The organism is Winogradskyella sp. (assembly GCF_016744625.1).
Classification (GTDB): Bacteria; Bacteroidota; Bacteroidia; order Flavobacteriales; family Flavobacteriaceae; genus Winogradskyella.
In genome coordinates this window covers 98,618-121,370 of record NZ_JADGDZ010000001.1, presented here as the reverse complement: position 1 = coordinate 121,370, position 22,753 = coordinate 98,618, and the positions used below count along the sequence as shown (strand labels likewise).

Genomic DNA, 22,753 nt, shown 5'->3' with positions numbered 1-22,753 from the left:
ATTATTTCGTCGAAAAGTTAAAATTACTACATAGACTTATCTATATATTTAAACGTGCGAAACGCTTTCTTAGATCTTAAAATAGTCATAATTATTTGCATTTCTTTTTTTTCAAAAGAGATACATGCGCAATTGGGATTTTGCCAAGGTAATTCAGGAGATCCAATTTTTACAGAAACTTTTGGAATAGGATTACAGGATTCATCGTTACCTGTAGGTACAACTTCGTATGTATATGCTAATGGTCAAAACCCAAATGACGGACTTTATACAGTGTCAAGTAATTCTGACTATTTTGACTGGTTTGATATAAATGACCATACTCCAAATGATACAAATGAAAGAATGCTAATTGTAAATTCTAATTTTACAGCTGGTGAATTTTATAGAACAACAATAAGTGGTTTATGTGAAAATACAACCTATGAGTTTTCATCTTGGTTACTTAATCTTTCTCCTTTAGGTGGGTTTTGCGGTTCTGGAGTTATTCCAATAAATGTAAAATTTGAAATTTGGGATAATACAGATACTAATCTTTTAGCCAGTAATCGAATGCTGGGAAGTTGCTGCTTTTAAGAGTACAACTTGCTTATGGGAAGTTACAGGTACACAACCAGCTATACCTACTGGATTAGAGTGTTGGGAAAGTACGGTATTCAATAACACAACATGTAGTTGGGATATAACAGGAATACAACAAGTTCAACCAAAGATAGAATGTTGGGAAACCGCAACGTTTAATAATGCAACTTGCTCATGGGAAGTTATAGGCACACAACCTATACAGCCTACTCTTGAGTGTTGGGAAACTACTACATTTAATAACGTTACTTGTACTTGGGAAGTATCGGGAGTACAACCTGAGGAGCCAATGGACTTAGAGTGTTGGGAATCCACTTCATTTAATGAAAACACCTGCGAATGGGAGATTATAGGAACACAACCTTTAGAATTTAGTGATGAATTTGTGTCCTTTTGCGAAGGGGAAGATATAATGCTTGTAGCAACCTCTTCAATAATAAACCTTCAGTATCAATGGGCTTCTGGTGAAATGTCTCAATCAATAATAGTTGACAGTGAAGGTAGTTATGAAGTAGAAGTTACAGATGGTTGTCTCACAGAAATAATAACATTTATCGTAACAGAAATTGCGAATCCAATAATAGAGAATGTCATAACCCAAGGAAGTTCTATAATTGTAAATCTTGCTAATAATGGTGGCTATCAATATTCACTTGATGGCATAGATTATCAATTTAGTAATGTATTTATTGGCTTACCAAGTGGACTATATACAATTTATGTAAAGTCTAATGAGTGTGATGTTGTGGTAACTCAAGAATATTTCCACTTTTACATTCAAAAATTTATGACTCCGAATGATGATGGAGATAATGACTTCTTTGTTCTAAATGTTGCACAATTTTTTACATCAACAGAGGTCTATATTTTCGATCGATACGGCAAATTATTGTACTCTGCAATTAACAGTAATGTGTTTTGGGACGGAATATTTAATGGTAATGTTCTACCAACTTCAGATTATTGGTATTGTATTGTATTAGATAGCAAAGAGTTTAAGGGACACTTTGCTTTGAAACATTAATTGAAGAGTCATTGCGAAGCTGACTTTTTTTGTCAGCAGTGGCAATTTCATAATGCTTAGTGCCAGGTAATATATAGATTACCACGTCACTTCATTCCTCGTAATGATGTTACTTTTTAAATTCATACTCGCGTTCTACCTTACAAATTCTAACATTGTACCAATTGTACCATTGCTCGCGCCCTTTTTGTTGCGCGAATAAATGCTCTGTATTAGCTTTCCAGTTTTTAATAGCATCTAAACTTTCCCAATAACTTACTGTAATACCTACGTCGTTTTTAGCAGAATCGACACCTATATAACCTTTTTGTTGTTTGGCTAGGCTTTCCATTTTTTCAGCCATTTCTGCATAGCCTTTAGTATGTTCTGTATGTGTTGATGTAAATATTACAGCAAAGTATGGTTTAAAATCTTTCATTGTTTAAGAACCTTCTGGCATTTCAAATTCAATTATTTTTTCAGTAATATTATCTTCAAAATCTGTCAGTATAAATTTAATAAAAACACGGTTTGTAGATACACTAACCGGAAAATCTTTTGTGTTTTCTATAGTTTTCACATAAGCCAACCAGTCTTCACCACATTTATCTACAACCTCATCTTTTAAATCTCTGGTAGCTGTTTCAATAAAATTAATCCAGTCCTTTTCTGTGAAGGTTAAGGTTTCAAAAGTGTTAGACTTTAATTGTTTAAGTGGCTTCCATTCTGTATCAAATTGCTTCCATTCGTTTGAATTACATTTAGCATCGGTACTCATAAAAGAGAAACTGTTTTCATAACGTTGAAAGAGACTCACATGTTTATAATCATTGTCTATTAGAACAATGCTTTTCCCTTCTGGAGAATCACTAGCATCTACATTAATTGTAGCAGAATCTTCTTCCTTTAATCTGTGTGACCTTTTATAATCACTTGTGGCTAAGTTTTTAATTTCCACATTCAATTTTTCTAGCCTAAGGCGAATAGTTCGGGCAATTTTATCTGGTGATAAATAGCCGTTGAATACATAGCCAATGTGATTTCTGGTCTCCACCTTCACCCATTCTCCAGATACTTTTTTACCAGCATCAACAATAACTAGTTTTTTGTCAGTTTCTTCCAAAATACCAATGGCTTCTCCATAGGATAATTTCGTCAGCATTTTTGCACTAACGTCGGGTTGATCTCTAAGAGACAAACCACTTTCTGCGGCTACATACGCTTCTTTTTGTGCTGTTAATACTACTACATTGAATACCAATGCGATCGCTAAAATCTGTTTTGTAATTTTCATAATTTCTTGTTTTTAAGTTAAACATTTTAGCGGTTTGTTTTCTTCGTGTCTTGCTTGTCGACCAGCAAGTATTTAGTTTATTATTTTGCCATGCTATGAACTTGTTTCAGTATCTAATTTCATATCATGAGATTTCTGCCTACTCAGGAATTTGGTTACTTCTCAACAGTTACCCATTTACCTTTATTCCTTACCAAATAGTCGTCATTGTCATACATAGCTTCAGCTTGAACTCCTGGTAAATAGTATGTGCCTAAATAGGACGCGTTCAACATTACAGTAAATGTTTTTGTTCCATGATTTCCTTTTCTATTCATATTGAAATAGAAATTAACACGGTCATCTCTTATATCTGTAAACCTTGCGTTACTTACTGTTGTATCTCCAAAATCTGTAAAACGTGTGTTGACAATATCCCAACCTGAAGGGAAAATCTGTGTTAAGGCCACATCATTAACATAATCTCTAGTTAAATTTGAAATACTAACAGTTGCTACAAAGTCTTGTCCTTGTTGTAGATTAGTGATATCAATTTTATTACCTTGTAAATCTTTATAAACGGTCGAGATAGAAAAGCCGCGTTGTTCTGCCAATTCTTCGCCTAATTTTAATTTACCAGAATTCAGAACGCGAACATAAACTCGGTTGTCTTTACTATTTGTAATTGTCATCTGATTCGCTCCTTCATTAATAGGAATATCGCGTTGTGCAATACCGTTTTGCGTATCAATAGTTTCTGTTTTGCCATTGATTTTGTACGTTAGCTTTAATTCCTTTCCACCATTTTGCGTTATCATTTTACCAATAGCTAGCAGATTATATGCTGTGGTTTGCGTACTCATCCAACGACTACTTGCTAATGATTTTGCTATAGATTTTGCTAAATCCGTCTTTTTAGGATGATTTGTAAGTAACATAGTTTCTAAAGCCATAGCTCTATTTCTATGCACAGATCCATAAGTATAATTATCCCTTTCTGGACTTTGAAAATCAATATTAGCTAGTTTTGAAATCGCGTCACTAGCTTCTTTTTGGCCAGCTAAGGCATAAGCAGCGGCTAATCTCCATTTAGCATCGTTAGACATTTCATCGAATTCTCTTAGTCTGTTCATACTAGCCAAATCCGGACTACCAGCCAAAGCCAACGTATATAAACGATAGGCTTGTGCAAAATCACTATGATAATGTCTATAGCTTGGCCTCCAATTACGAGCTGCTTGTCTTTGGTAGGCAATCCAATTGCTTTTAAAAGTTAATGGTAAAACAAAACCTTTTTTCTCAGCTTCGATCATAAAATGACCAGCATAACTTGTTCCCCAATCATTGGCAGAACTTTCACCCATCCAATAGCCTAATCCGCCACTTGCATTTTGGAAATTTCCTAAGCGTCTAATTCCGTTTTCAATATTGCTTTGCACCTGCTTTTTCTTTTGAGGCGTTAAATCGAAGATGTCTGTTAAGAACAACTGTGGAAAAACACCAGAGGTGGTTTGCTCTACACAGCCATGTGGATAGCGAATTAAATATTCCATTCGCTTTGTGAAATCCATTGGAGGTAAAGTTGAAAATTCTACCGTTGCTGAATTGCTTCCTGGTACTCCAAAGGTTGTAATATCAATCTTTTGATTGCTGTTAGCTTGTAATTCTTTATCAATTATACGAGAGGTCCTTGGGTTTGGATTCTCGACATCAATCTCAACTTTGTAAGTTGATTTTTCACCATTACCTGTCGCAACGACTTCAATAGTGTTGATACCTTTTGCTTTGGTCACATCCAATTCAAAATAGACCATTTTTTCATCTGGCTTGCTAAATTGAAGCGATTGTGTTTTATTTCCTTTTACTATAATTCCGTCACTCACGTTTACAGTAAGTTTCACGTCTTTCACTTTCTTTTCCATAGCGAAAACTGTGACTGGCAAGGTAACTTTTTCACCAGGACTTAACTTACGTGGCAAAGTTGCCAATACCATTAATGGTTTTTTAACTTGTACTGATTTCTCAGCACTACCATAAGCTTCATTAGAGTTGTCGCCAGCCACAACCATCGTTCTAACAGCGCCAACATAATTTGGCATTTTGAGCTGATGTGTTTTTGTTTTTCCTGCGCTTAATAAGAAAGGTCCTAAATAGGTGACTACTGGCTTAAAGCGATTCGCTTTTTTATTCTTTCCTTTTGCAGCAGAACCATCTCCACCAATCGCGAAGACTTGATCTATACTACCAGAATAGGATCCAATAACATCATCGAAAATGTCCCAAGTTTTTACCCCTAACGCTTCGCGAGCGTAGAAACTATTCCAAGCGTTTGGTGTTTTAAAACGTGTTAAATCTAGTAAGCCTTCTTCGACAACTGCAATCGTATAAGTCATTGCTTTGTTATTCTTTTCAGAGACTTTTATCTCGTAAGATTGCTCTGGTTGAATAGCATCTGGCATGCTAATTTGTGGCTCTAATTTCGTTGCCGGATTTTCTACCATCATAGGAATCACTCCATACAAACGAATTGGTAAATCATTCGATGTAATGGCATGTGGTTGTAATAATGAAATATTAATAAACACATTTGGTGCCATGTCTTTCGTTACCGGAATATCAATCGTAGTTTCACCTGGCTTGGTTTTTACCCATTGGTGTTGTAAAACTTCCGTACCATTTTCAATACTTACTAAAGCTCTACCTTCACTACCTGAAGGGAAAGTGAGTTTTGCGGTATCACCAACATTATAGTTGTCTTTATCTGTTGAGAAGACTAACATTTTAGCAGCTTCTTTATCTCCTGAAGCTGAGTTAGACCACCAGTTTCTATAAAAATATGCTGTACGACCAGTTGCATGACCACTTACAGGATCCACAACTCTAATTAAATAACGACCACGATCATTTTCGGGAATGTTGAGTTTAAAACTTGCTTTTCCATTGGCATCTGTATCTATTTCATTTTGTTGAACTGGTCTGTGATAATTACTAGACACGTAACTCGATAGATTGTCATAAGAGGAATTCCACCACCAACGCCATTCAATTTTATAGACTTTTACTTCTAGTTTTTTACGCTGAATAGGTTTGCCTTCAGCAGTAACCGTTGCAATATCAAAGGTGTGGTTTTCATCTGTAAAGAAAGAACCATAGTTGTTGCCTTTTGGTGATTGCAAGCCTACAAAACTTTCATAAGGAGCATAAGGCATGGTGAATGCATCGAGTGAAAAGTCACCACCATTTTCGAACGCTCTCACTAAAAATTGAGCCGTTAACATGCCTGGAGCATTTTTGCCAATATTTAATTCTGAATTGACTTTAGCTTTTCCGTCTGCATCTAAATAGCCTTCAAAAACATTGGTTTCTTCTGTGCTGAATTTCTTAGTTGGGTCATTAAACACATAGTTTTTATAGCTTTTAAAACTAGTATGCGACGTCATAAATTTTGCTTTGATTTCAGCTTTTAAATTTTTTGCTGGTGCACCATGTAACCATGCTACGTTTAAGTCGCCTTGTAATGGTTTATTGTTGGTTAAAACTTCATCTTTAAAATCTATTTTAATTTTTAATCGGTTTGGTTTAACGGTTTCAATTTTTAAGTTTTTAGTAAAGTTAGCTCCACCAACAGAGACCTTTGCATTGTAGCTTCCGGTTTTGTAATCTGAAGATGTTGGAACGGTAAAATCAAAGAAATTATTGATGTTATCTACTGAGACTTTTCTGTAAACTAACTTGCCAACAGGGTCTGTAATTTCGAGTTTAACAGGATGTCTTTTTGGTAACTTATTTGCCTTGTCATTTAATACAAATGTTAAGAACAAACTATCACCTGGTCTCCAAACACCACGTTCGCCATAGATGTAGCCTTTTAGTCCACGTTGCAATCTATTTCCAGAAACGTCAAACTTACTTAGCGATAAAGAATTGCCATCAAAGAGCTTAACGTAGCTCACACTTTTTCCTTTTGAAACAATAGCAAAAGCAGCTCGTTTTTTAGCATCGATTTCTATAATTCCTTCATTGTTGGTGTTACCATTTGCTAGTTCTTGTTGCTGATAATTGTATAAGGTTACTTTAGCACTTGCTTCAGGATCTGTGGATAGAATATTTGTCACAGCAAAGAAATACGTATTGTCGTTGCCTTGCTTTGCAATCACTCCAAGATCAGAACCGATTAAGTTTAGCGACACCGTTCTATTACCATAATTAAAGTACGAATCTGTACAAGGATTATCTCTGTCTCTATATCTGTAATTGGTGTTTCTGTAGTTGTAGCTTAAATTATCCCAATAGCGTTCCTCTCTAAGTTCTTGTTCTTCTTCAGAGGTGTCATCTGACGCATAGAAATCTTCCTCATAATAGTCATCGTAGTAATCGTCTTCTTCAACGTCAGTAGTTTCAGAATTCGAAGTACAATCGTATAATGAATATGCTTTTTTAAATCCGACTTCAACTCTGTAAATCGCTCCAGGATCTGCTTGTATATATTTTGACAAATCGATGCTATAGGCTTTCCATTTGCCTGTGTTTTGAGATCCATCTTGTATTAAAGTAATGGTTTCTTTTGCAATACGTCTTCCGACATTTTTTATGCCATATTCATTATTACTGTTTAAGTTATTTGTTTGTAAAAACTGAAGTACATTGTCTTCAAAAAGTTTTATAATTCTGACGTCAACTTTACTTAGGTTTACCGCTTCGAAATTGAATTTTAAGTCTTTGGAATTTGGTAAAATAGAACCATTACTAACCAATCGTACTTGTGGTTTTAATTCTTCAAAGGTTAAGGTTTGTACAAATGCAGTCTTTAGTTTAAAACCATCTGTATTTTTAATTCCTGTAAAGACATCGACTCTAATATCTCCAACCAATTTGGTGTCAGGATAGACTTTTAAAACATTACCATCTACAATATATTTTGGGTTTTTTACATTTTGAATAGTTACTAAACCTGCAAAGTTTTGTTGCTTTTTTAAAGGGTCGGAAAAGTTAAGTGATAAATACTGTTCTGGATTTTGAATAACGTTTGTTTCTACAATACTGAAGTTATTTTTACCAGGAATATTGATGAAGTTATCTCCTTTGTTTTCGGCTTTAATGGCTTTACCATCCCAATACACATCAATTTTACTGTCTTCTACTTGACGTTTGATGCTGTCTATTCTAAATTCGAAATACTTAGAAGGTTCTGGCACTTCGAGCCAAACTAAATTTAAGTCTTTTTTGTTCTGTTTTGCTGATACTAATTGTTTGGCATCTTCTAAAGAAATCACATCCGAAGAGCGTAATTGACCCAATACATATTGCCATTCCTTGCTATAGGATTGTAGATTGTTAGTCATGATGCTAAAACTTGGAGTAATGGTTTTAAACTCAAAAGTGTAGTTTTTAAACTCTGCAGGAATTGTTTTATAAATATCTCCTAACTGCACTGTAACTCCATAAGCCGTTGCTGGCTCTAAAACTTCGTCTGGTGTAAATAGTAAGGTGTGTTTGTTGAGTGCTTTTAAAGTCCCTTGAATATGAGGTTGTGTAGAAATTAAACCAGTATCTAACTCTTGCTCTGCTTCCCAACCTTCAACGGCTTCTGCAAGATTAATTTTGATTGGCGCTGTTACAGAAACGACTCCTGATGTTGTATAACTGATGTAATCTCTATACTTAAATATGTTATCTGTCTCAACTGGCTTTTTTTTACAAGAAAATACAAGCGTTACAATAAGGAGTAGGAGGACGTGCTTTTTGATGTGCATAATTGTTGATGGATTTAGTGTGATACTTCGATTAAAAAGAAGGGTAGGTACTTTCTTGTTAATTAAGTACGCTGATATTTTAGTGTTTAGACTTTGGGCTGTTGTTAAATTGTTCTTAAAATTAAGAATTATAGCTCACTAAGTGAAGAAAGTTGGGCGTGTTTTTGTCATTCCTGCCTAAGCAGGAATGACAAAAGATTTGCATATTTGTCTAAAGAATTTAATCATTTCAGTTTTTCTTCTAATTGTTTTAAAATAGCACGTGCTTTAGTATTAAAGACTTCTAGTTTTGGAATGTAAATCGTATAATTAATCAAATAATAATTTGCCACTCTATTCGTATAGTCAGGATTATTTAAAGCATATTCTATAAATCCATCATTATTTCGATCGGTTATATAGTTTGAATACCATTTATAATTGTTCTTCCAATCATTAACATTGTTTGCAATATCTCTTTCTCTCAAATCATCATCGACAGAAAGTTTGGTAAGTTGTTTTGTGTAAAATTGTACAATTTTAATTGTTAAACTGTCTGCACTAGTTTTAGAAGAGTTCAAATTATTCAAGAGATTATAGCCTCGCTTTTCAATTGTTAGGTCTGGACTACCAATTATAAGCCATTCACATCCATTACAATTGTCATAATCTTCTTTGGTCATTAAACCATCCAGTATTTTATAGAAAACTGGCTCAGCTTCTTTTTTCCCTTTTAATATAAGATCGATATCGGCTATATCATTTTTTAAATCTTCAGCAATAATTGCATACGTGTTTTTTAAAGTTTGCTTTTCTAAGCGTTTGTCATTCCAATTGCTCACTTGTAATGCAAGTAGAATGCCTATCATCACAAGAATAATTTCGCCAATAGCGTATTTAAAGTATTTGCCTGTTTTTCCTGTTTCCATGAGATTGTAGCGTATTTTCCGAAAGAATTTGATCATTAGTCTTTAATTTCTTTTTGTATAAGTTCTTCAATAATAGTTATGTCTTTTAGTAATTCTTCTAATTCTCTTATTGTAGTTGTTTCGGAATGATTTTTCCAACCTTGAATAGATTCCATTCCTAAAATTATTTCTTTTCTATTTTCCTCTATGTTTAAAAATGTTTTTAACTCTCCTTGTTTTTCTATTCGTTCTTCTAAATCGAGTTGTCCAAGAAGTATAAATATGCTTTCTGTTACATTGTTTTTGCTTCTGTTGCTATTTTGAGAACCTTGTGAAATACGTTCTTGAAAACGTTTTAAATCGATTAGTTTATTCCTTAATACGGCAGGAATAAGTGCTATTTCCCCACTATTTTGAAGCGTCTCTATCGTACTAGAGTTAAAAAATATACCATAAGCTTCCATATGTAAATCAAAAAGATTTTTGTTGACGTCTTGAGGTGATAATTTAGTTTTATAGAATTCTTGACGATAATCTTCGTATGTTTTTCTTTGAGTACGAAACTTAGCAATTGTATTTTCTGAAAATTCTTTATCCTTTTTTAAGTCTTCTAACAATTGTTGATAATAGCTTTGTTTTTTGGTATCTAACTTATTATTTTCATTCCAATTATTAATGCTCAAAGCAATGAGAATACCTATAACTACAAGTACGATTTCACCAATGGCGTATTTAAAGTATTTACCTGTTTTGTTTTTTTCCATGAGGTCGTACCTTCTTTTTCTGAAGAATTTAATCATTGGTTATATTTTCTAATTGAGCAATGAGATTTTCGAGCTGCCTATTTGTTGAATTCATATGTAATATTTTAGCATCTTCATTGCCTTTTAAATATCGTAAATCCTTTATTAAACTCTCATCTTTCCGCAGAAGATCAACAACAGACTGAGCTAAAATAACATCAATATCGACCTCACATATTTTTGGCAAAGCGACTTCATAACCTTTTCTTATTTTTATATAAACATCTCCGCACTTCGATCTTATTTCTGTCTGAATACCATCGAGCATTTTACCTCTTAAATTTTCTCTATATCTGTTTGGTAATTTAAATACAGCAGTTTCAGGCCAGGCAACTTCATAATAACGTATTAAGGCTGTCTTTAAGCTTTCATTCTGAATAAGATTAATTTGACCTGTAGCTATTAGCTCTCTGTAGGTTGATGTTGCAGAATTTGGATCTTGCATTTGACTTGCTTGATACATATCGACTAAATTATCAACAGGATTAGAATTCATTTCTTCGGAATTCTCAAAAACCGCAATGGCATTTTTGGCGTGTAAACTAACTTGAGTTGAGTAATTTAAAGTCGCTTGAATAATTGCTGATTCTTCCTTTAAATCTTCTAAAAGCCGTATATAATATTGTGATTCTAAATTGTCATTTAGGCGATTGACATTCCAATCACTAATTTGAAGTGCAATGAGAATCCCAATCACCACTAGAATAATTTCGCCAATGGCGTATTTAAAGTATTTGCCTATTTTTCCTGTTTCCATGAGGTTGTATCTAATTTTCCTGAAGAATTTAATCATTATTTAGGGTTCGTCTTTTGTTATTTCAGTTTCTAAAAGTTTAATTATTTCTTTATTCAGTTCTAGACATATTCCTTGTCTGTTGAATAATAAGGATAAGTAGACAATTTGATTTTCAATCATATTTTCAAACTCAATATTCTTCAATAAATTATTGTTGTCAATTTCGAATCCAGATTTTGGCATTTTTAATACTGTTATCTCTTCATCAGAACCTACTTCATCCGAATTTAACCAACTACCTTTTTTAATTATATATCTAACAATATCATTAGAAAATCTTTCTGCAGATTTTTCTCTATCTTTTATAGTCTCTAGAGTGGGCAGCCAAGAAGATAGCTTATTTCGTAGATTATCATTTTCAATTATACCAAGTTTGCCTGAGCTTATGAGATCCATTAAAAATCCGTTTTGTGGGAAGTATTGAGGAATACTTGGCACCAATTGCAGTAAACTATCTATAATAAATGAGTCTTGGTGTTTGTTGCCAGTTTGGTCAAGTATTAAATAACAAGCTTTTCTAGTTTCCTTAAGTTCCCCTATTGATTTTTCGAGTTCGGCTTGATTATAGTGAAAATCTAATTTTAGATTATTAATTGCTTTCTTTTCTAAATTATTTTCATTTAGAATTTCGTTGTAGTTATTCAATTGTAATGCAATAAGAATACCAATAACCACAAGGACAATTTCGCCAATGGCATAGATAAAGTATTTCGAAAATTTGTTATCGGAAAGAAGTTGCTGGCGAAATCGCCTAAAAAATTTAATCATTTACTTTCTTTAGGTTGAAAGCAAATTAGGTTTATGGTTGTAGTTGAGGTTGGTTAACTATATATGTTTAAAGATAGTAATATGTTTCAAAAAGTCACTACAAGCAATTATTTCTCATAAATACCAATAGTTAATTCACCTTTATCATTCATAGTAGCACGATACATACCGGCTGTATTAAACTCTGCAACCATATTACCGTTTTTATCTACAGCAACAATGCCTCCATCACCACCTAAATTTGGCACTTTTTCTTGGATAACAAGTCTTGCAGCTTCTTGTAATGACAAACCTTTGTAATCCATCAGTGCAGAAATATCATGTGCTACTTGAGCTCTTATAAAATATTCTCCCCAACCTGTGCTGGATACTGCACAAGTTGCATTGTTAGCATAAGTGCCTGAGCCAATAATTGGCGCATCTCCAACACGTCCCCAACGTTTATTTGTCATACCTCCTGTTGATGTGCCAGCAGCCAAATTGCCATTTTTGTCTAAAGCCGCACAACCAACGGTACCGAATTTAGAATCTTTGATATCTGCATCATAGAAATTTAAATAGGCAGATTCTGTATCAATTTTACCTTCTTTTTTAGCTTCACGTTCTTTAACACGTTTTAGAGACTTAAAGCGGTTTTCTGTAAAAAAATAATCTGACGTAACAATTTCTAAGCCTTGCTCTTGCGCAAAGATTTCAGCTCCTTTACCAGAAAGCATTACGTGTTTTGATTTTTCCATAACTGTTCTGGCCAGATTAATCGGATTTCTAACAGTTGTTGTACCAGCCGAAGCACCAGCATTAAGTGTTTTTCCGTCCATTATAGATGCATCTAATTCGTTAGTCTCGGCATTGGTAAAAACTGCTCCTTTACCTGCATTAAAAAGTGGTGAATCTTCCATAACATTGATCGTTTTTTCAACGGCATCTAAGCTGCTTCCTCCATTTTTTAAAATCTCATAACCTACACTAATAGCTTCTTTTAGTTTTGCTTTGTAAGCTGCTTCGCGCTCAGGTGTCATGTTCTTTTTTAAAATCGTGCCTGCTCCACCGTGGATTACTATGGCAAATTCTGGTTTTTCAACTTTAGTTTCAGCTTCATAAGCTTCATTGTTTTTACAAGTAAAACAGATTAAAACAAGTAAAATACAAGGAATGAAATTTTTCATGATTAGATGGAATTTATAAGTGCTTTAAAGTTACATTTTTACAACTGTCACTTCAAGAAATATTGGCTTTTTATTAGTAACTTCGCATCGAAATTTAATAATTCATAAAAAACAAGCATATATGGAAGCAGTCGCTACCGATTTCGGAATAAAAGAAGCTTTACAACAGTTAGGTGTTAAAGACTTAAATGATGGGACTTCTACAGGTTCAAATAACTTTTCAAATGGGGATATAATTGAATCGTATTCTCCTGTAGATGGTAAATTAATTGGTAAGGTAAAAACGACCACAAGAGCAGATTACGATAAAGTAATGGATGCTGCAACTAAAGCATTTTTATCTTTTAGAGATATGCCTGCACCTCAACGTGGAGAAATTGTTCGTCAATTTGGAAACAAATTAAGAGACTTAAAAGAACCTTTAGGAAAACTTGTTTCTTACGAAATGGGCAAATCTTTGCAAGAAGGCTATGGCGAAGTACAAGAAATGATTGACATCTGTGATTTTGCAGTTGGCTTATCTAGACAGTTAAATGGTCAAACAATTCCATCTGAACGTCCAGGACACGTTATGAGAGAACAATGGCACCCAATTGGTGTAGTTGGTATTATCTCAGCATTTAATTTCCCTGTTGCTGTTTGGGCTTGGAATACAGCTTTAGCATGGATTTGTGGTGATGTTTGTGTTTGGAAAGCATCTGAAAAAGCACCTTTATGCTCTGTTGCTTGTCAAAATATTATTGCTGGAATTTTAAAAGAAAACAATTTACCAGAAGGTATTTCTTGTATTATTAATGGAGATTATAAGGTTGGAGAAATGATGACTACAGATTCTAGAATTCCTCTAATTTCTGCTACAGGTTCTACTCGAATGGGAAGAATCGTTGGAGCAACAGTTGCTGAACGTTTTGGTAAGTCTTTATTAGAATTAGGTGGAAACAATGCTATTATTATTACACCAACTGCCGATTTAAAAGTAGTAGTTCCTGGTGCTGTGTTTGGTGCTGTTGGTACTTGTGGTCAACGCTGTACATCTACACGTCGTTTAATTATTCACGAATCTGTTTACGATAAAGTAAGAGATGCAATTGTTGGTGCTTATGGTCAATTAACGATTGGTAATCCATTAGATGAAAAGAATCATATTGGTCCATTAATTGATCATGATGCTGTAAATACCTATTTAGCTGCAATTGAAAAAGCAAAAGCTGAAGGCGGAAACGTATTGGTTGAAGGTGGTGTTTTAGAAGGTGAAGGATACGAATCTGGATGCTACGTAAAACCAGCGATTATTGAAGCTGAAAATCATTTTGAAATTGTACAACATGAAACTTTTGCTCCTATTTTATATTTAATGAAATATTCAGGAGACGTTGAAAATGCTATTGACAAACAAAATGGTGTTGCGCAAGGTTTGTCTTCTGCTATTATGACAAACGAAATGAAAGAAGCTGAAAAATTCTTATCGTATGCTGGTTCTGACTGTGGAATTGCTAACGTAAATATCGGAACATCTGGTGCTGAAATTGGTGGAGCTTTTGGTGGTGAGAAAGAAACTGGTGGTGGACGAGAGTCTGGATCTGATGCCTGGAAAGTATACATGAGAAGACAGACTAACACAGTTAACTATTCAGACGAATTACCTTTAGCACAAGGGATTAAATTTGATTTATAAGATTGTAAAATATAATACTTTTAAAACCGTTTCAATTTGAAACGGTTTTTTTATGCAATGAAAACAAGGTTTTGGTTTATTAGCAATTAGCTTTATAATTACTAATTTTGTAGCCTATTTTGATGAAGACATAAGAACTTTTTATTACCTCATTCTATCAGGATATTGGTTCGCCACAATCATCTATACCATATTGTCTTCAGTACGTCCAATTATTTTGTTTTTCGTTTTCAAAAAAAATAAGCAGCGGTTTTTAATTGCATTATTCGGTTTTTTGCCTACATTGTTACTGATAGCACCAAATCTATAAAGTAATTTTATAAGATTTATTAAACCTTCAGCAATGAAATAAGTCTAATAGATTATGAACCATAAAGAACTTCAGCATTTATATTGGCGTGTCGGGTTTGGACTAAATCCTGCAGAATATAAGTCTATTAATAGAAGCAGAAAAAATGTTGTCAATACACTTTTTAAAGACTCCGAGTCTATTTCTACTTTAAACGTTAATGTTTCATATTTCAATGATATTACTTATAAAAAAATAAAAGATAATCCGAAGTTAGCCAAAGAAGTCCGCGAACAGAATACCAAAAAGATTAAGGAGCTCAACTACGCTTGGATATACCAATTGGTAACATCAAAAACATTGCTAAGAGAGCGTATAACCTTGTTTTGGGCCAATCATTTTGTCTGCAAAGACAACAATATTGTATATATTCAGAATTATAATAATACCTTAAGAAAGCATGCTTTAGGAGATTTTAGAACGTTTGTAAAAGCCATTTCTAAGGAAACGGCAATGCTTAGATACTTAAATGGGAAGCAAAACAGAAAGAATAAGCCTAATGAAAATTTTGCACGTGAGTTAATGGAGTTATTTACTTTGGGAGAAGGTCATTATTCTGAAACAGATATTAAAGAAAGTGCAAAAGCATTTTCAGGTTATAGTCACAATTTTACAGGCAATTTTGTGATGAGAGAACGTCAGCACCATAGTGGCCAAAAAACGTTTTTTGGTAAAACAGGTGATTTTTCAGGTGATGATATCATTGATATTATACTAGAAAATAAGCAATGCGCACGTTTCATTTCTGAAAAAATATATCGCTATTTTGTGAATCCTATTCCAAATAAAAAGCATGTCGAAGCCATGACAAATGTGTTTTTTAAAGACTATAATATAGAAAGCTTGATGCGATATGTTTTGCTATCGGATTGGTTTTATGATGAAAAAAATATTGGTGCTAAGATAAAATCTCCTGTTGAGTACTTGGTAGGAATGGCAAAGACAGTGCCTATTAAGTTTGAAAGAAAAAAGGATATTCTTAAAATTCAGAAGTTATTAGGACAAACGTTATTAGATCCACCAAATGTTGCCGGCTGGAAAGGTGACAAAGGATGGATTGATGCAAATACTATTATGGTAAGATTAAAATTGCCTTCGCTAATGCTTAATAATGCGATAATTTCTTTAAAAGAACATGGCGATTTTAGCGATAGTTTTAGAGAGAAGTATTTTAAGCGAAATAAAAGGAAACTACCCTTTAAAGTGTTGCCAGATTGGGATACATTTTCTAAAAACTTTAAGTCGGTAAAAACAGAAGATCTTGACACTTATGTTATTCAGGGAACCATAAACAAAGGTACAGCAGACTATCTAGAAACGTTGAATAAAAAATCGAAACAAGATTATTGTATTCAGTTAATGTCATTACCAGAATATCAAATGTGTTAATTATGGATAGACGTAAATTTTTAAAAAATTCGACATTAGCTAGTAGCTTATTTTTTGTTCCTAGTTTTGTAAAGGCATTCGAATCTGTTGCAGCAGAACGCTTAGGTTATAAGCGACTCGTCATCATTCAACTCGCAGGAGGTAATGATGGATTAAATACTATAATTCCGCATAATAATGATATTTATTATAATGCTAGACCACGTTTAGCGATTACAAAAGATATTATAAAACTAAATGACGATTTAGGATTTCATCCAAGTTTAGCACCTTTACGATCATTATTTGATAATGGTGAAATGTCTATTATAAATAATGTGGGTTATCCAAATCCTGTTCGATCACATTTTAGATCTATGGATATTTGGCAAACTGCTAGTGGTTCGGACGAATATCTTCAAAGTGGCTGGTTAGGACGTTATTTAGATGCGAATGGAGAAAACCCATACAACGCCATAGAAATGGATGAGCAATTAAGCTTAGCCATGAAGGGAGAGCACTTTAATGGCATCGCAACTAGCGATTATAAAGTATTATACAATACCTCTAAAGATCCATATTTTAAAAATGTACTCAATCGTTATAACGATGCACATTTGAGTGAGCATAATTTAGGTTATTTATACCAAACGATGATAGAAGCAAAGTCTTCTGCCAACTATATTTATGAGAATACCAAGGTAAAATTATCTCAAGAAGAATATCCACAAAACAAATTTGCTAAGCAGCTTAAAAATGTTGGGCAGTTCATTAATTCTGGTTTAGAAACGAAAGTTTTTTATACATCATTAGGTGGTTTTGATACGCATGCAAATCAACCTAACAGGCAAAAGCGACTATTATCTCAGTATGCTAATAGCGTTTCAGCTTTTGTAAAAGATTTAAAACGTAATGACACTTTTGAAGATACTTTGATTTTAACCTTCTCTGAATTTGGAAGACGTGTTAAACAAAACGCAGCTACTGGTACTGATCATGGAGCAGCAAACAATGTATTTATTATGGGTAAAAACCTAAAGAAAGCTGGTTTCTATAATAATCTGACAAGTCTTAATGATTTAGATGATAATGGAGATTTAAAGTACGAAATTGATTTTAGAACTATTTATGCTACTATTTTAAGTGAATGGCTAAAAGCAGATGACATTACGATTTTAAATAATTCTTTTGACAAGCTTAATTTTATATAACGTAACCTAATTGAAATAATAAACCTTGTTTCAGATTCGAAGTTAAATCGAGTGAAACAAGGTTATATAATTGATTAATAGCACTACAAATATCTAGAATAAATTCTATCGTCCACAAAATTTATGATGAATGGTCAAAAAAAATGTATAATCTGTAGTGTTTTGATACAACCTTCGGTAAGATGCAAAAAACAAGGGTAAAATCTCATCAAATTCCGATAAACTAGCTATACTTCACTTTTCTTAAAATTCTAATAGTCTCTTTATAAGAGTTGTAAAGACTAGAACCTCGCTTTTTAATATACGGTTTAGCATATTCGAGTTTTGGTAAAGCATCTTCAAAACCATTGAGATAGCATATTAAATAACTTGCAGCTAGATTTTGTAAATCATTAATCTCATGTTCTGCAAGAGAGCTATTTTTTTCAAGCTTTTCTAGAATTGCATTATTGCTATTATAAATGTGATGCAACACCTTTTTATCAAATTGAGGTGGTTCAAAAATTAAATGTGCTTCAATAGAATAATTAGCATTATTATCAAAGTGAATCGTTTTTTCTTCTAACTTATAATATTTATAGGATTGCTGAAGGCCAAGTCTCACATATTCAACAATCTTAAAGGAATCTTCTGTATAGGAAATTGCGACTTCATCTAATGCTGAATAAAATAGACGCACTTGTTCATTAATTAATTCTATATCTACTCTAGAAAAGAAGGTTTCATCTTTAATGTGCTTTTTATCTCCAGACCAACACAATACAAAATATTCTTTAAATACTTTGTATTGTGGATTAAAATCTTGCCGCTTATTCATAAAATCAAAGACACCATCTAAAGTGAGTTTAATATTATTCTGTGCATGATTTTCAATAGCTGAAACAATCTTAGAGTTAACGTCTTTAATTTCGATATCAAAAACCTTTGGCATACTCATACTGCCGTCTCTAAAGAATACTGAGCCTCCGAAATATTTCCAAATGTTTTTTCTTAGTGAGGTAATTTGATCAATAGGTCTTATGGTGACTAAGCCAACGACTTTATCATCTGGTAAATGTGGAAACGGAATATTTTCGTATTGTACTATTGGTGGATTAGAGAGATATGCATTGATAAGATTCTGAATTTTACTGTCGTCAAAAAAATCGACACCAATTATTTTGTTATCCTCGTCTTGCACTCCAATAACAATATATGAGTTGTTTTTAGGGTTGCTATTTGAGAGCGCACAAATATGTTTTAAGAACTTAGCTTTTCCTTCTTTAAAACCAATATCTATTTTTCGTTTTTTGTCGTAGAAACTGTTCTCATCGTTGTGAGCTAGTAGATGTTTTATGAGAAGCCTTTTGTTAATCATGACACTTCTTGCGAAAGCAGGAGTTTTATTATTTTGAAATCTTTAATGCAATCAATTTAATAAACAACGACAAACCAAATCAAGGCACTTTATGTCCTTGACAAGCGACTGAAATTAAAAACCAATCTTCTAATTCTAAATCAATTTTTTGCGCTTCGACTGCTAATTTTAATCTATCTTTATTTGTAGTACCAACCACAGGATGAATACCAGATGGATGTTTTAAAGTCCAAGCTAATAATAACTGGTCTTCAGTAGCATTGTATTTATCCATTAATTCTCCGAGTTGCTTATGGATGCGTCTGGTTTGTTCGTTATCTTCTTTAAATACAGATCCCAAAGGAGACCAAGCCATTGGTTTTATGCCACTAGTCATCATATAATCTAAAGTGCCATCATGCATTGCAGAATGTTGTGTGAGTGAAAATTCAATCTGATTGACATCAATATCCATTCGCAAACTAATCATTTCCATTTGCGAAGGTGTGAAATTAGATACACCAAAGTCTCTAATTTTTCCGTCTTTTTTTAAAATGGTAATAGCTTCAGCAATTTCTTCGGCAACCATCAATGGACTAGGTCTGTGTAACAACAATAAATCTAGATACTCCGTGTTTAGATTCTTTAAAGATTCCTCTACGGACCAAATAATGTAATCTTTACTATAGTTATAGTGTTTTACTTTATTGTCGCGATTATCACAAACATATTGAATACCACATTTTGAAATTAGCTGAACGTCTTCACGTTTTATACCAGATTCGATAAAAGACTTTCCGAAATCAATTTCTGTGGTATAAGCGCCATAAATATCCGCATGGTCAAAGGTTGTGATGTTATTAGATATGCAATGGTGCATTAAAGCTGCCATTTCTTTTTTTGAGAGCTGTTTGCCCCAACTTCCCCAGGTCATCGTACCTGCAATTAATCGAGAATATGTCACTTTTTTTTCTGTTTATATGGATTTTTTTGCAATTGGTGTATAAAAATACTCAAAACCTAAGGATTACAGTATCATTGATCTGTAATTATTCCATATCCCAAATCATGAAGCATTTACAACCTATAAAATCACTGGTTTTTACCCTTATTATTTTAGTTTGTTTTACAAGCTGTACTAAAGACAATGTCAATGCAGACAATAATTTGACAGCGATTACTGTGAAATTGAAAAGTACAACTGGCGAGCTAGACAAAGTCTATGTAGAAATAGAAGATGTTCAGTTAAGAGTAAAAGAAAACGGTAGTACATCTAATGCTTGGGTAAGCTTAAATGCTATTAATAGTGGAACTTATAACGTTTATGATTTAATAGAAGATTCAGAATTACTATTAGCCGATAATTTTGAAATAGAATCAACTTACATCTACGAAATTAGATTAGTACTTGGTGATAATAATTTTATAGATTTAAATAATACACTACATAGTTTAGATGTTTCAAATTTAGGGAATGCAACACCTTCAAATTTGGTAAGAACAGAATTGGTTAAGAATCGTTTTTATGACTTTATTATTGACATTGATATCGATAAATCGGTAAGTTATAATGAAGATGAAAGTATGATGATTTTAAACCCAAAACTTTATACAGAAATAAGACAAATTCAATATTAATTATCCTAATCCATGATTAATAGAACTCGCTTAGGCGAGTTCTGAAAGATAAAAGAGTAATACTTCGGTATTACTCTTTTTTTTAACCAATTGTTAACAGCAACTAACGAATAATTTTAACATTTTGCATCCTCGAAAAAGTTACTAAAAATAGTTTCGTTCATAAACCCTTAAAATAATGGAAGCAACGAGTACAATTGATATAAAGTCAATTAACGAAAAGATAGAAAAAGAAAGTGCATTTGTAGACTTATTAACCTTGGAAATGAATAAGGTTATTGTAGGGCAAAAACACATGATAGAACGTTTGCTAATTGGATTGCTTGGTCAAGGTCATATTTTATTAGAAGGTGTACCTGGATTAGCAAAAACTTTAGCAATTAATACACTTTCTAAAGCCATAGACGCAAGTTTTAGTAGAATACAGTTTACACCAGATTTATTGCCTGCTGATGTTGTTGGTACACTGATATATAATATAAAAGAGAATGACTTTACGATTAAGAAAGGTCCGATTTTCGCTAATTTCGTTTTAGCAGATGAGATTAACAGAGCACCAGCCAAGGTGCAGTCGGCTTTACTAGAAGCGATGCAAGAGAAGCAAGTGACTATTGGAGATGAAACGTTCATTTTAGATAAGCCTTTCTTAGTAATGGCAACGCAAAATCCTATTGAACAAGAAGGAACTTATCCTTTGCCAGAAGCTCAGATAGATCGTTTTATGTTGAAAACTGTTATTGATTATCCGACAATAGATGATGAGCAGCAAATAGTAAGAGCGAACCTAAAAGGGTCATATGATAAAGTGAATCCTGTAGTTTCAGTAGCTCAGATTTTGAGTGCTCAAGAAGCAGTTCGCGAAGTTTATATGGATGAAAAGATTGAAAAATATATTCTAGATATCATTTTTGCCACACGTTATCCTGAAAAATATAAACTAGGTGATTTAAAAGCTTTAATCTCTTTTGGAGCATCTCCTCGTGGTAGTATCAATTTAGCGACTGCTGCAAAATGTTATGCCTTCATTAAAAGAAGAGGTTATGTAATTCCAGAAGACGTTCGTGCTGTAGTGCACGATGTATTGCGTCACAGAATAGGTATTACCTATGAAGCCGAAGCTGAAAATGTTACTTCAGAAGACATTATCAACAAGATTGTAAACGAAATCGAAGTACCATAGTATTGTCATTCCTGCGCAGGCAGGAATCTCATTATTATTTGTCAAAAGTTTAATTTGATAGATTCCGCATCAATTGCGGAATGACGAAACAGAAAATGGATACTAAAGAACTTCTAAAAAAAGTACGAAAAATAGAGATTAAGACACGTCGTTTGTCTGATCATATATTTGGAGGCGAATACCACTCAACCTTCAAAGGTCGTGGTATGACTTTTTCTGAAGTCCGTCAATATCAATATGGTGATGATGTAAGAAATATAGATTGGAATGTCACTGCACGTTTTAGAGAACCATACATCAAAGTCTTTGAGGAAGAACGCGAGCTGACGATGATGTTGATGGCAGATGTTTCTGGTAGTAAGTTATTCGGAACCAAGAATCAGTTTAAAGATGAGATTGTTACAGAAATTGCTGCAACTTTAGCGTTTTCTGCGACTCAGAATAATGATAAAATCGGATTGATTTTATTTTCAGACGAGATTGAATTATATATTCCACCAAAGAAAGGACGCTCTCATGTACTCAGAATTATTAGAGAGTTATTAGAGTTCAAGCCAAAAAGCAAAAACACTAATGTAGCTGAAGCCTTTAAGTTTTTATCTAATGTGATGAAAAAGAAAGCGATTGTTTTTGTGTTATCAGATTTTATTGCAGACGATTATAAGCAGAATCTAAAAATTGCTGCAGGCAGACACGATATTACAGGAATAAGAGTTTACGATAAGCACGAAGAAGCAATTCCAAATCTTGGAATGGTACAGATGGAAGATGAAGAAAGTGGTGAGTTAATGTTAGTAAATACAAGTTCTAAAAAAGTGAGACAGAATTATGGTAAGTTTTATGCTGATAAAGTGAATTACTTTAAAGATACATTTACAAAATCTGGCGCAGGTACAATTGATTGTCGTGTAGATGAAAGCTACGTAAAGAAGTTATTAGGATATTTTAAAGGAAGAGGATAAACG

The 22,753-nt window shown here is 33.3% G+C and carries 18 protein-coding genes; 8 read left to right on the top strand and 10 right to left on the bottom strand.

The features are described from left to right. Positions 1-54 precede the first annotated feature (54 nt). Both QZZ53_RS00490 and QZZ53_RS00485 read left to right on the top strand, forming a co-directional pair. Complete coding sequence (locus QZZ53_RS00490) at positions 55-576, top strand: hypothetical protein (protein ID WP_296380316.1); 522 nt, start codon at positions 55-57, stop codon at positions 574-576. A 295-nt stretch (positions 577-871) separates the two neighbouring features. Then, positions 872-1,606 (top strand): T9SS type B sorting domain-containing protein, encoded by a 735-nt coding sequence (locus QZZ53_RS00485; protein WP_296380313.1) that lies wholly within the window; start codon positions 872-874, stop codon positions 1,604-1,606. 109 nt (positions 1,607-1,715) lie between these two features. On the opposite strand, the gene QZZ53_RS00480 is transcribed toward QZZ53_RS00485, so the two are convergent. From QZZ53_RS00480 to QZZ53_RS00445, 8 genes are all read right to left on the bottom strand, one after another. Beyond that, positions 1,716-2,024, bottom strand: coding sequence for an antibiotic biosynthesis monooxygenase (locus QZZ53_RS00480; protein ID WP_296380310.1), 309 nt, complete (start codon positions 2,022-2,024; stop codon positions 1,716-1,718). 3 nt (positions 2,025-2,027) lie between these two features. Further along, positions 2,028-2,879, bottom strand: coding sequence for an SH3 domain-containing protein (locus QZZ53_RS00475; protein WP_296380308.1), 852 nt, complete (start codon positions 2,877-2,879; stop codon positions 2,028-2,030). Positions 2,880-3,034: 155 nt separating this feature from the next. Then, positions 3,035-8,611: an MG2 domain-containing protein gene (locus QZZ53_RS00470; protein WP_296380306.1), complete on the bottom strand. Its 5,577-nt coding sequence runs from the start codon at positions 8,609-8,611 to the stop codon at positions 3,035-3,037. Positions 8,612-8,835: 224 nt separating this feature from the next. Beyond that, entirely contained in the window at positions 8,836-9,519 is a 684-nt protein-coding gene (locus tag QZZ53_RS00465) for a DUF6090 family protein (protein WP_296380305.1), read from the bottom strand. 35 nt (positions 9,520-9,554) lie between these two features. Next, a complete protein-coding gene (locus tag QZZ53_RS00460; RefSeq protein WP_296380303.1) occupies positions 9,555-10,262 on the bottom strand; it encodes a DUF6090 family protein in 708 nt (235 codons plus the stop codon). Positions 10,263-10,290: 28 nt separating this feature from the next. Beyond that, complete coding sequence (locus QZZ53_RS00455) at positions 10,291-11,058, bottom strand: hypothetical protein (RefSeq protein WP_296380301.1); 768 nt, start codon at positions 11,056-11,058, stop codon at positions 10,291-10,293. Between the two features lie 39 nt (positions 11,059-11,097). Next, a complete protein-coding gene (locus QZZ53_RS00450) occupies positions 11,098-11,865 on the bottom strand; it encodes a DUF6090 family protein (protein WP_296380298.1) in 768 nt (255 codons plus the stop codon). A 107-nt stretch (positions 11,866-11,972) separates the two neighbouring features. Beyond that, positions 11,973-13,031 carry an isoaspartyl peptidase/L-asparaginase gene (locus tag QZZ53_RS00445; protein WP_296380296.1) on the bottom strand — a complete coding sequence of 353 codons (1,059 nt, stop codon included), beginning with the start codon at positions 13,029-13,031 and terminating at the stop codon, positions 11,973-11,975. A 121-nt stretch (positions 13,032-13,152) separates the two neighbouring features. Between QZZ53_RS00445 and QZZ53_RS00440 the strand changes: the two genes are divergently transcribed. The 3 genes from QZZ53_RS00440 to QZZ53_RS00430 all read left to right on the top strand — a co-directional run bounded on the left by QZZ53_RS00440 (position 13,153) and on the right by QZZ53_RS00430 (position 17,634). Then, entirely contained in the window at positions 13,153-14,706 is a 1,554-nt protein-coding gene (locus QZZ53_RS00440; RefSeq protein ID WP_296380294.1) for an aldehyde dehydrogenase family protein, read from the top strand. 364 nt (positions 14,707-15,070) lie between these two features. Continuing rightward, positions 15,071-16,444 (top strand): DUF1800 domain-containing protein, encoded by a 1,374-nt coding sequence (locus QZZ53_RS00435; protein WP_296380292.1) that lies wholly within the window; start codon positions 15,071-15,073, stop codon positions 16,442-16,444. Positions 16,445-16,446: 2 nt separating this feature from the next. Further along, a complete protein-coding gene (locus QZZ53_RS00430; protein ID WP_296380290.1) occupies positions 16,447-17,634 on the top strand; it encodes a DUF1501 domain-containing protein in 1,188 nt (395 codons plus the stop codon). 223 nt (positions 17,635-17,857) lie between these two features. Here the strand turns inward: QZZ53_RS00430 and QZZ53_RS00425 are convergent, their stop codons facing one another. Then, on the bottom strand, positions 17,858-18,991 hold the full coding sequence (locus QZZ53_RS00425; RefSeq protein WP_296380288.1) for an ATP-binding protein: 1,134 nt from the start codon (positions 18,989-18,991) through the stop codon (positions 17,858-17,860). Between the two features lie 79 nt (positions 18,992-19,070). Continuing rightward, complete coding sequence (locus QZZ53_RS00420) at positions 19,071-19,934, bottom strand: aldo/keto reductase (protein WP_296380286.1); 864 nt, start codon at positions 19,932-19,934, stop codon at positions 19,071-19,073. Positions 19,935-20,038: 104 nt separating this feature from the next. On the opposite strand from QZZ53_RS00420, the gene QZZ53_RS00415 reads away from it, so the two are divergent. From QZZ53_RS00415 to QZZ53_RS00405, 3 genes are all read left to right on the top strand, one after another. Then, positions 20,039-20,608: a DUF4382 domain-containing protein gene (locus QZZ53_RS00415; protein ID WP_296380284.1), complete on the top strand. Its 570-nt coding sequence runs from the start codon at positions 20,039-20,041 to the stop codon at positions 20,606-20,608. A gap of 178 nt (positions 20,609-20,786) precedes the next feature. After that, positions 20,787-21,788 (top strand): MoxR family ATPase, encoded by a 1,002-nt coding sequence (locus QZZ53_RS00410; RefSeq protein ID WP_296380282.1) that lies wholly within the window; start codon positions 20,787-20,789, stop codon positions 21,786-21,788. 95 nt (positions 21,789-21,883) lie between these two features. Beyond that, positions 21,884-22,750 (top strand): DUF58 domain-containing protein, encoded by an 867-nt coding sequence (locus tag QZZ53_RS00405; RefSeq protein ID WP_296380341.1) that lies wholly within the window; start codon positions 21,884-21,886, stop codon positions 22,748-22,750. Positions 22,751-22,753 lie beyond the last annotated feature (3 nt).

What these genes read in the sequence shown, in the direction of transcription:
- QZZ53_RS00485 (WP_296380313.1), top strand. Translation starts at nt 872, where the DNA reads ATGGACTTAGAGTGTTGGGAATCCACTTCATTTAATGAAAACACCTGC.
- QZZ53_RS00480 (WP_296380310.1), bottom strand. Translation starts at nt 2,024, where the DNA reads ATGAAAGATTTTAAACCATACTTTGCTGTAATATTTACATCAACACAT.
- QZZ53_RS00475 (WP_296380308.1), bottom strand. Translation starts at nt 2,879, where the DNA reads ATGAAAATTACAAAACAGATTTTAGCGATCGCATTGGTATTCAATGTA.
- QZZ53_RS00470 (WP_296380306.1), bottom strand. Translation starts at nt 8,611, where the DNA reads ATGCACATCAAAAAGCACGTCCTCCTACTCCTTATTGTAACGCTTGTA.
- QZZ53_RS00465 (WP_296380305.1), bottom strand. Translation starts at nt 9,519, where the DNA reads ATGGAAACAGGAAAAACAGGCAAATACTTTAAATACGCTATTGGCGAA.
- QZZ53_RS00460 (WP_296380303.1), bottom strand. Translation starts at nt 10,262, where the DNA reads ATGGAAAAAAACAAAACAGGTAAATACTTTAAATACGCCATTGGTGAA.
- QZZ53_RS00455 (WP_296380301.1), bottom strand. Translation starts at nt 11,058, where the DNA reads ATGGAAACAGGAAAAATAGGCAAATACTTTAAATACGCCATTGGCGAA.
- QZZ53_RS00450 (WP_296380298.1), bottom strand. Translation starts at nt 11,865, where the DNA reads ATGATTAAATTTTTTAGGCGATTTCGCCAGCAACTTCTTTCCGATAAC.
- QZZ53_RS00445 (WP_296380296.1), bottom strand. Translation starts at nt 13,031, where the DNA reads ATGAAAAATTTCATTCCTTGTATTTTACTTGTTTTAATCTGTTTTACT.
- QZZ53_RS00440 (WP_296380294.1), top strand. Translation starts at nt 13,153, where the DNA reads ATGGAAGCAGTCGCTACCGATTTCGGAATAAAAGAAGCTTTACAACAG.
- QZZ53_RS00435 (WP_296380292.1), top strand. Translation starts at nt 15,071, where the DNA reads ATGAACCATAAAGAACTTCAGCATTTATATTGGCGTGTCGGGTTTGGA.
- QZZ53_RS00430 (WP_296380290.1), top strand. Translation starts at nt 16,447, where the DNA reads ATGGATAGACGTAAATTTTTAAAAAATTCGACATTAGCTAGTAGCTTA.
- QZZ53_RS00425 (WP_296380288.1), bottom strand. Translation starts at nt 18,991, where the DNA reads ATGATTAACAAAAGGCTTCTCATAAAACATCTACTAGCTCACAACGAT.
- QZZ53_RS00415 (WP_296380284.1), top strand. Translation starts at nt 20,039, where the DNA reads ATGAAGCATTTACAACCTATAAAATCACTGGTTTTTACCCTTATTATT.
- QZZ53_RS00410 (WP_296380282.1), top strand. Translation starts at nt 20,787, where the DNA reads ATGGAAGCAACGAGTACAATTGATATAAAGTCAATTAACGAAAAGATA.
- QZZ53_RS00405 (WP_296380341.1), top strand. Translation starts at nt 21,884, where the DNA reads ATGGATACTAAAGAACTTCTAAAAAAAGTACGAAAAATAGAGATTAAG.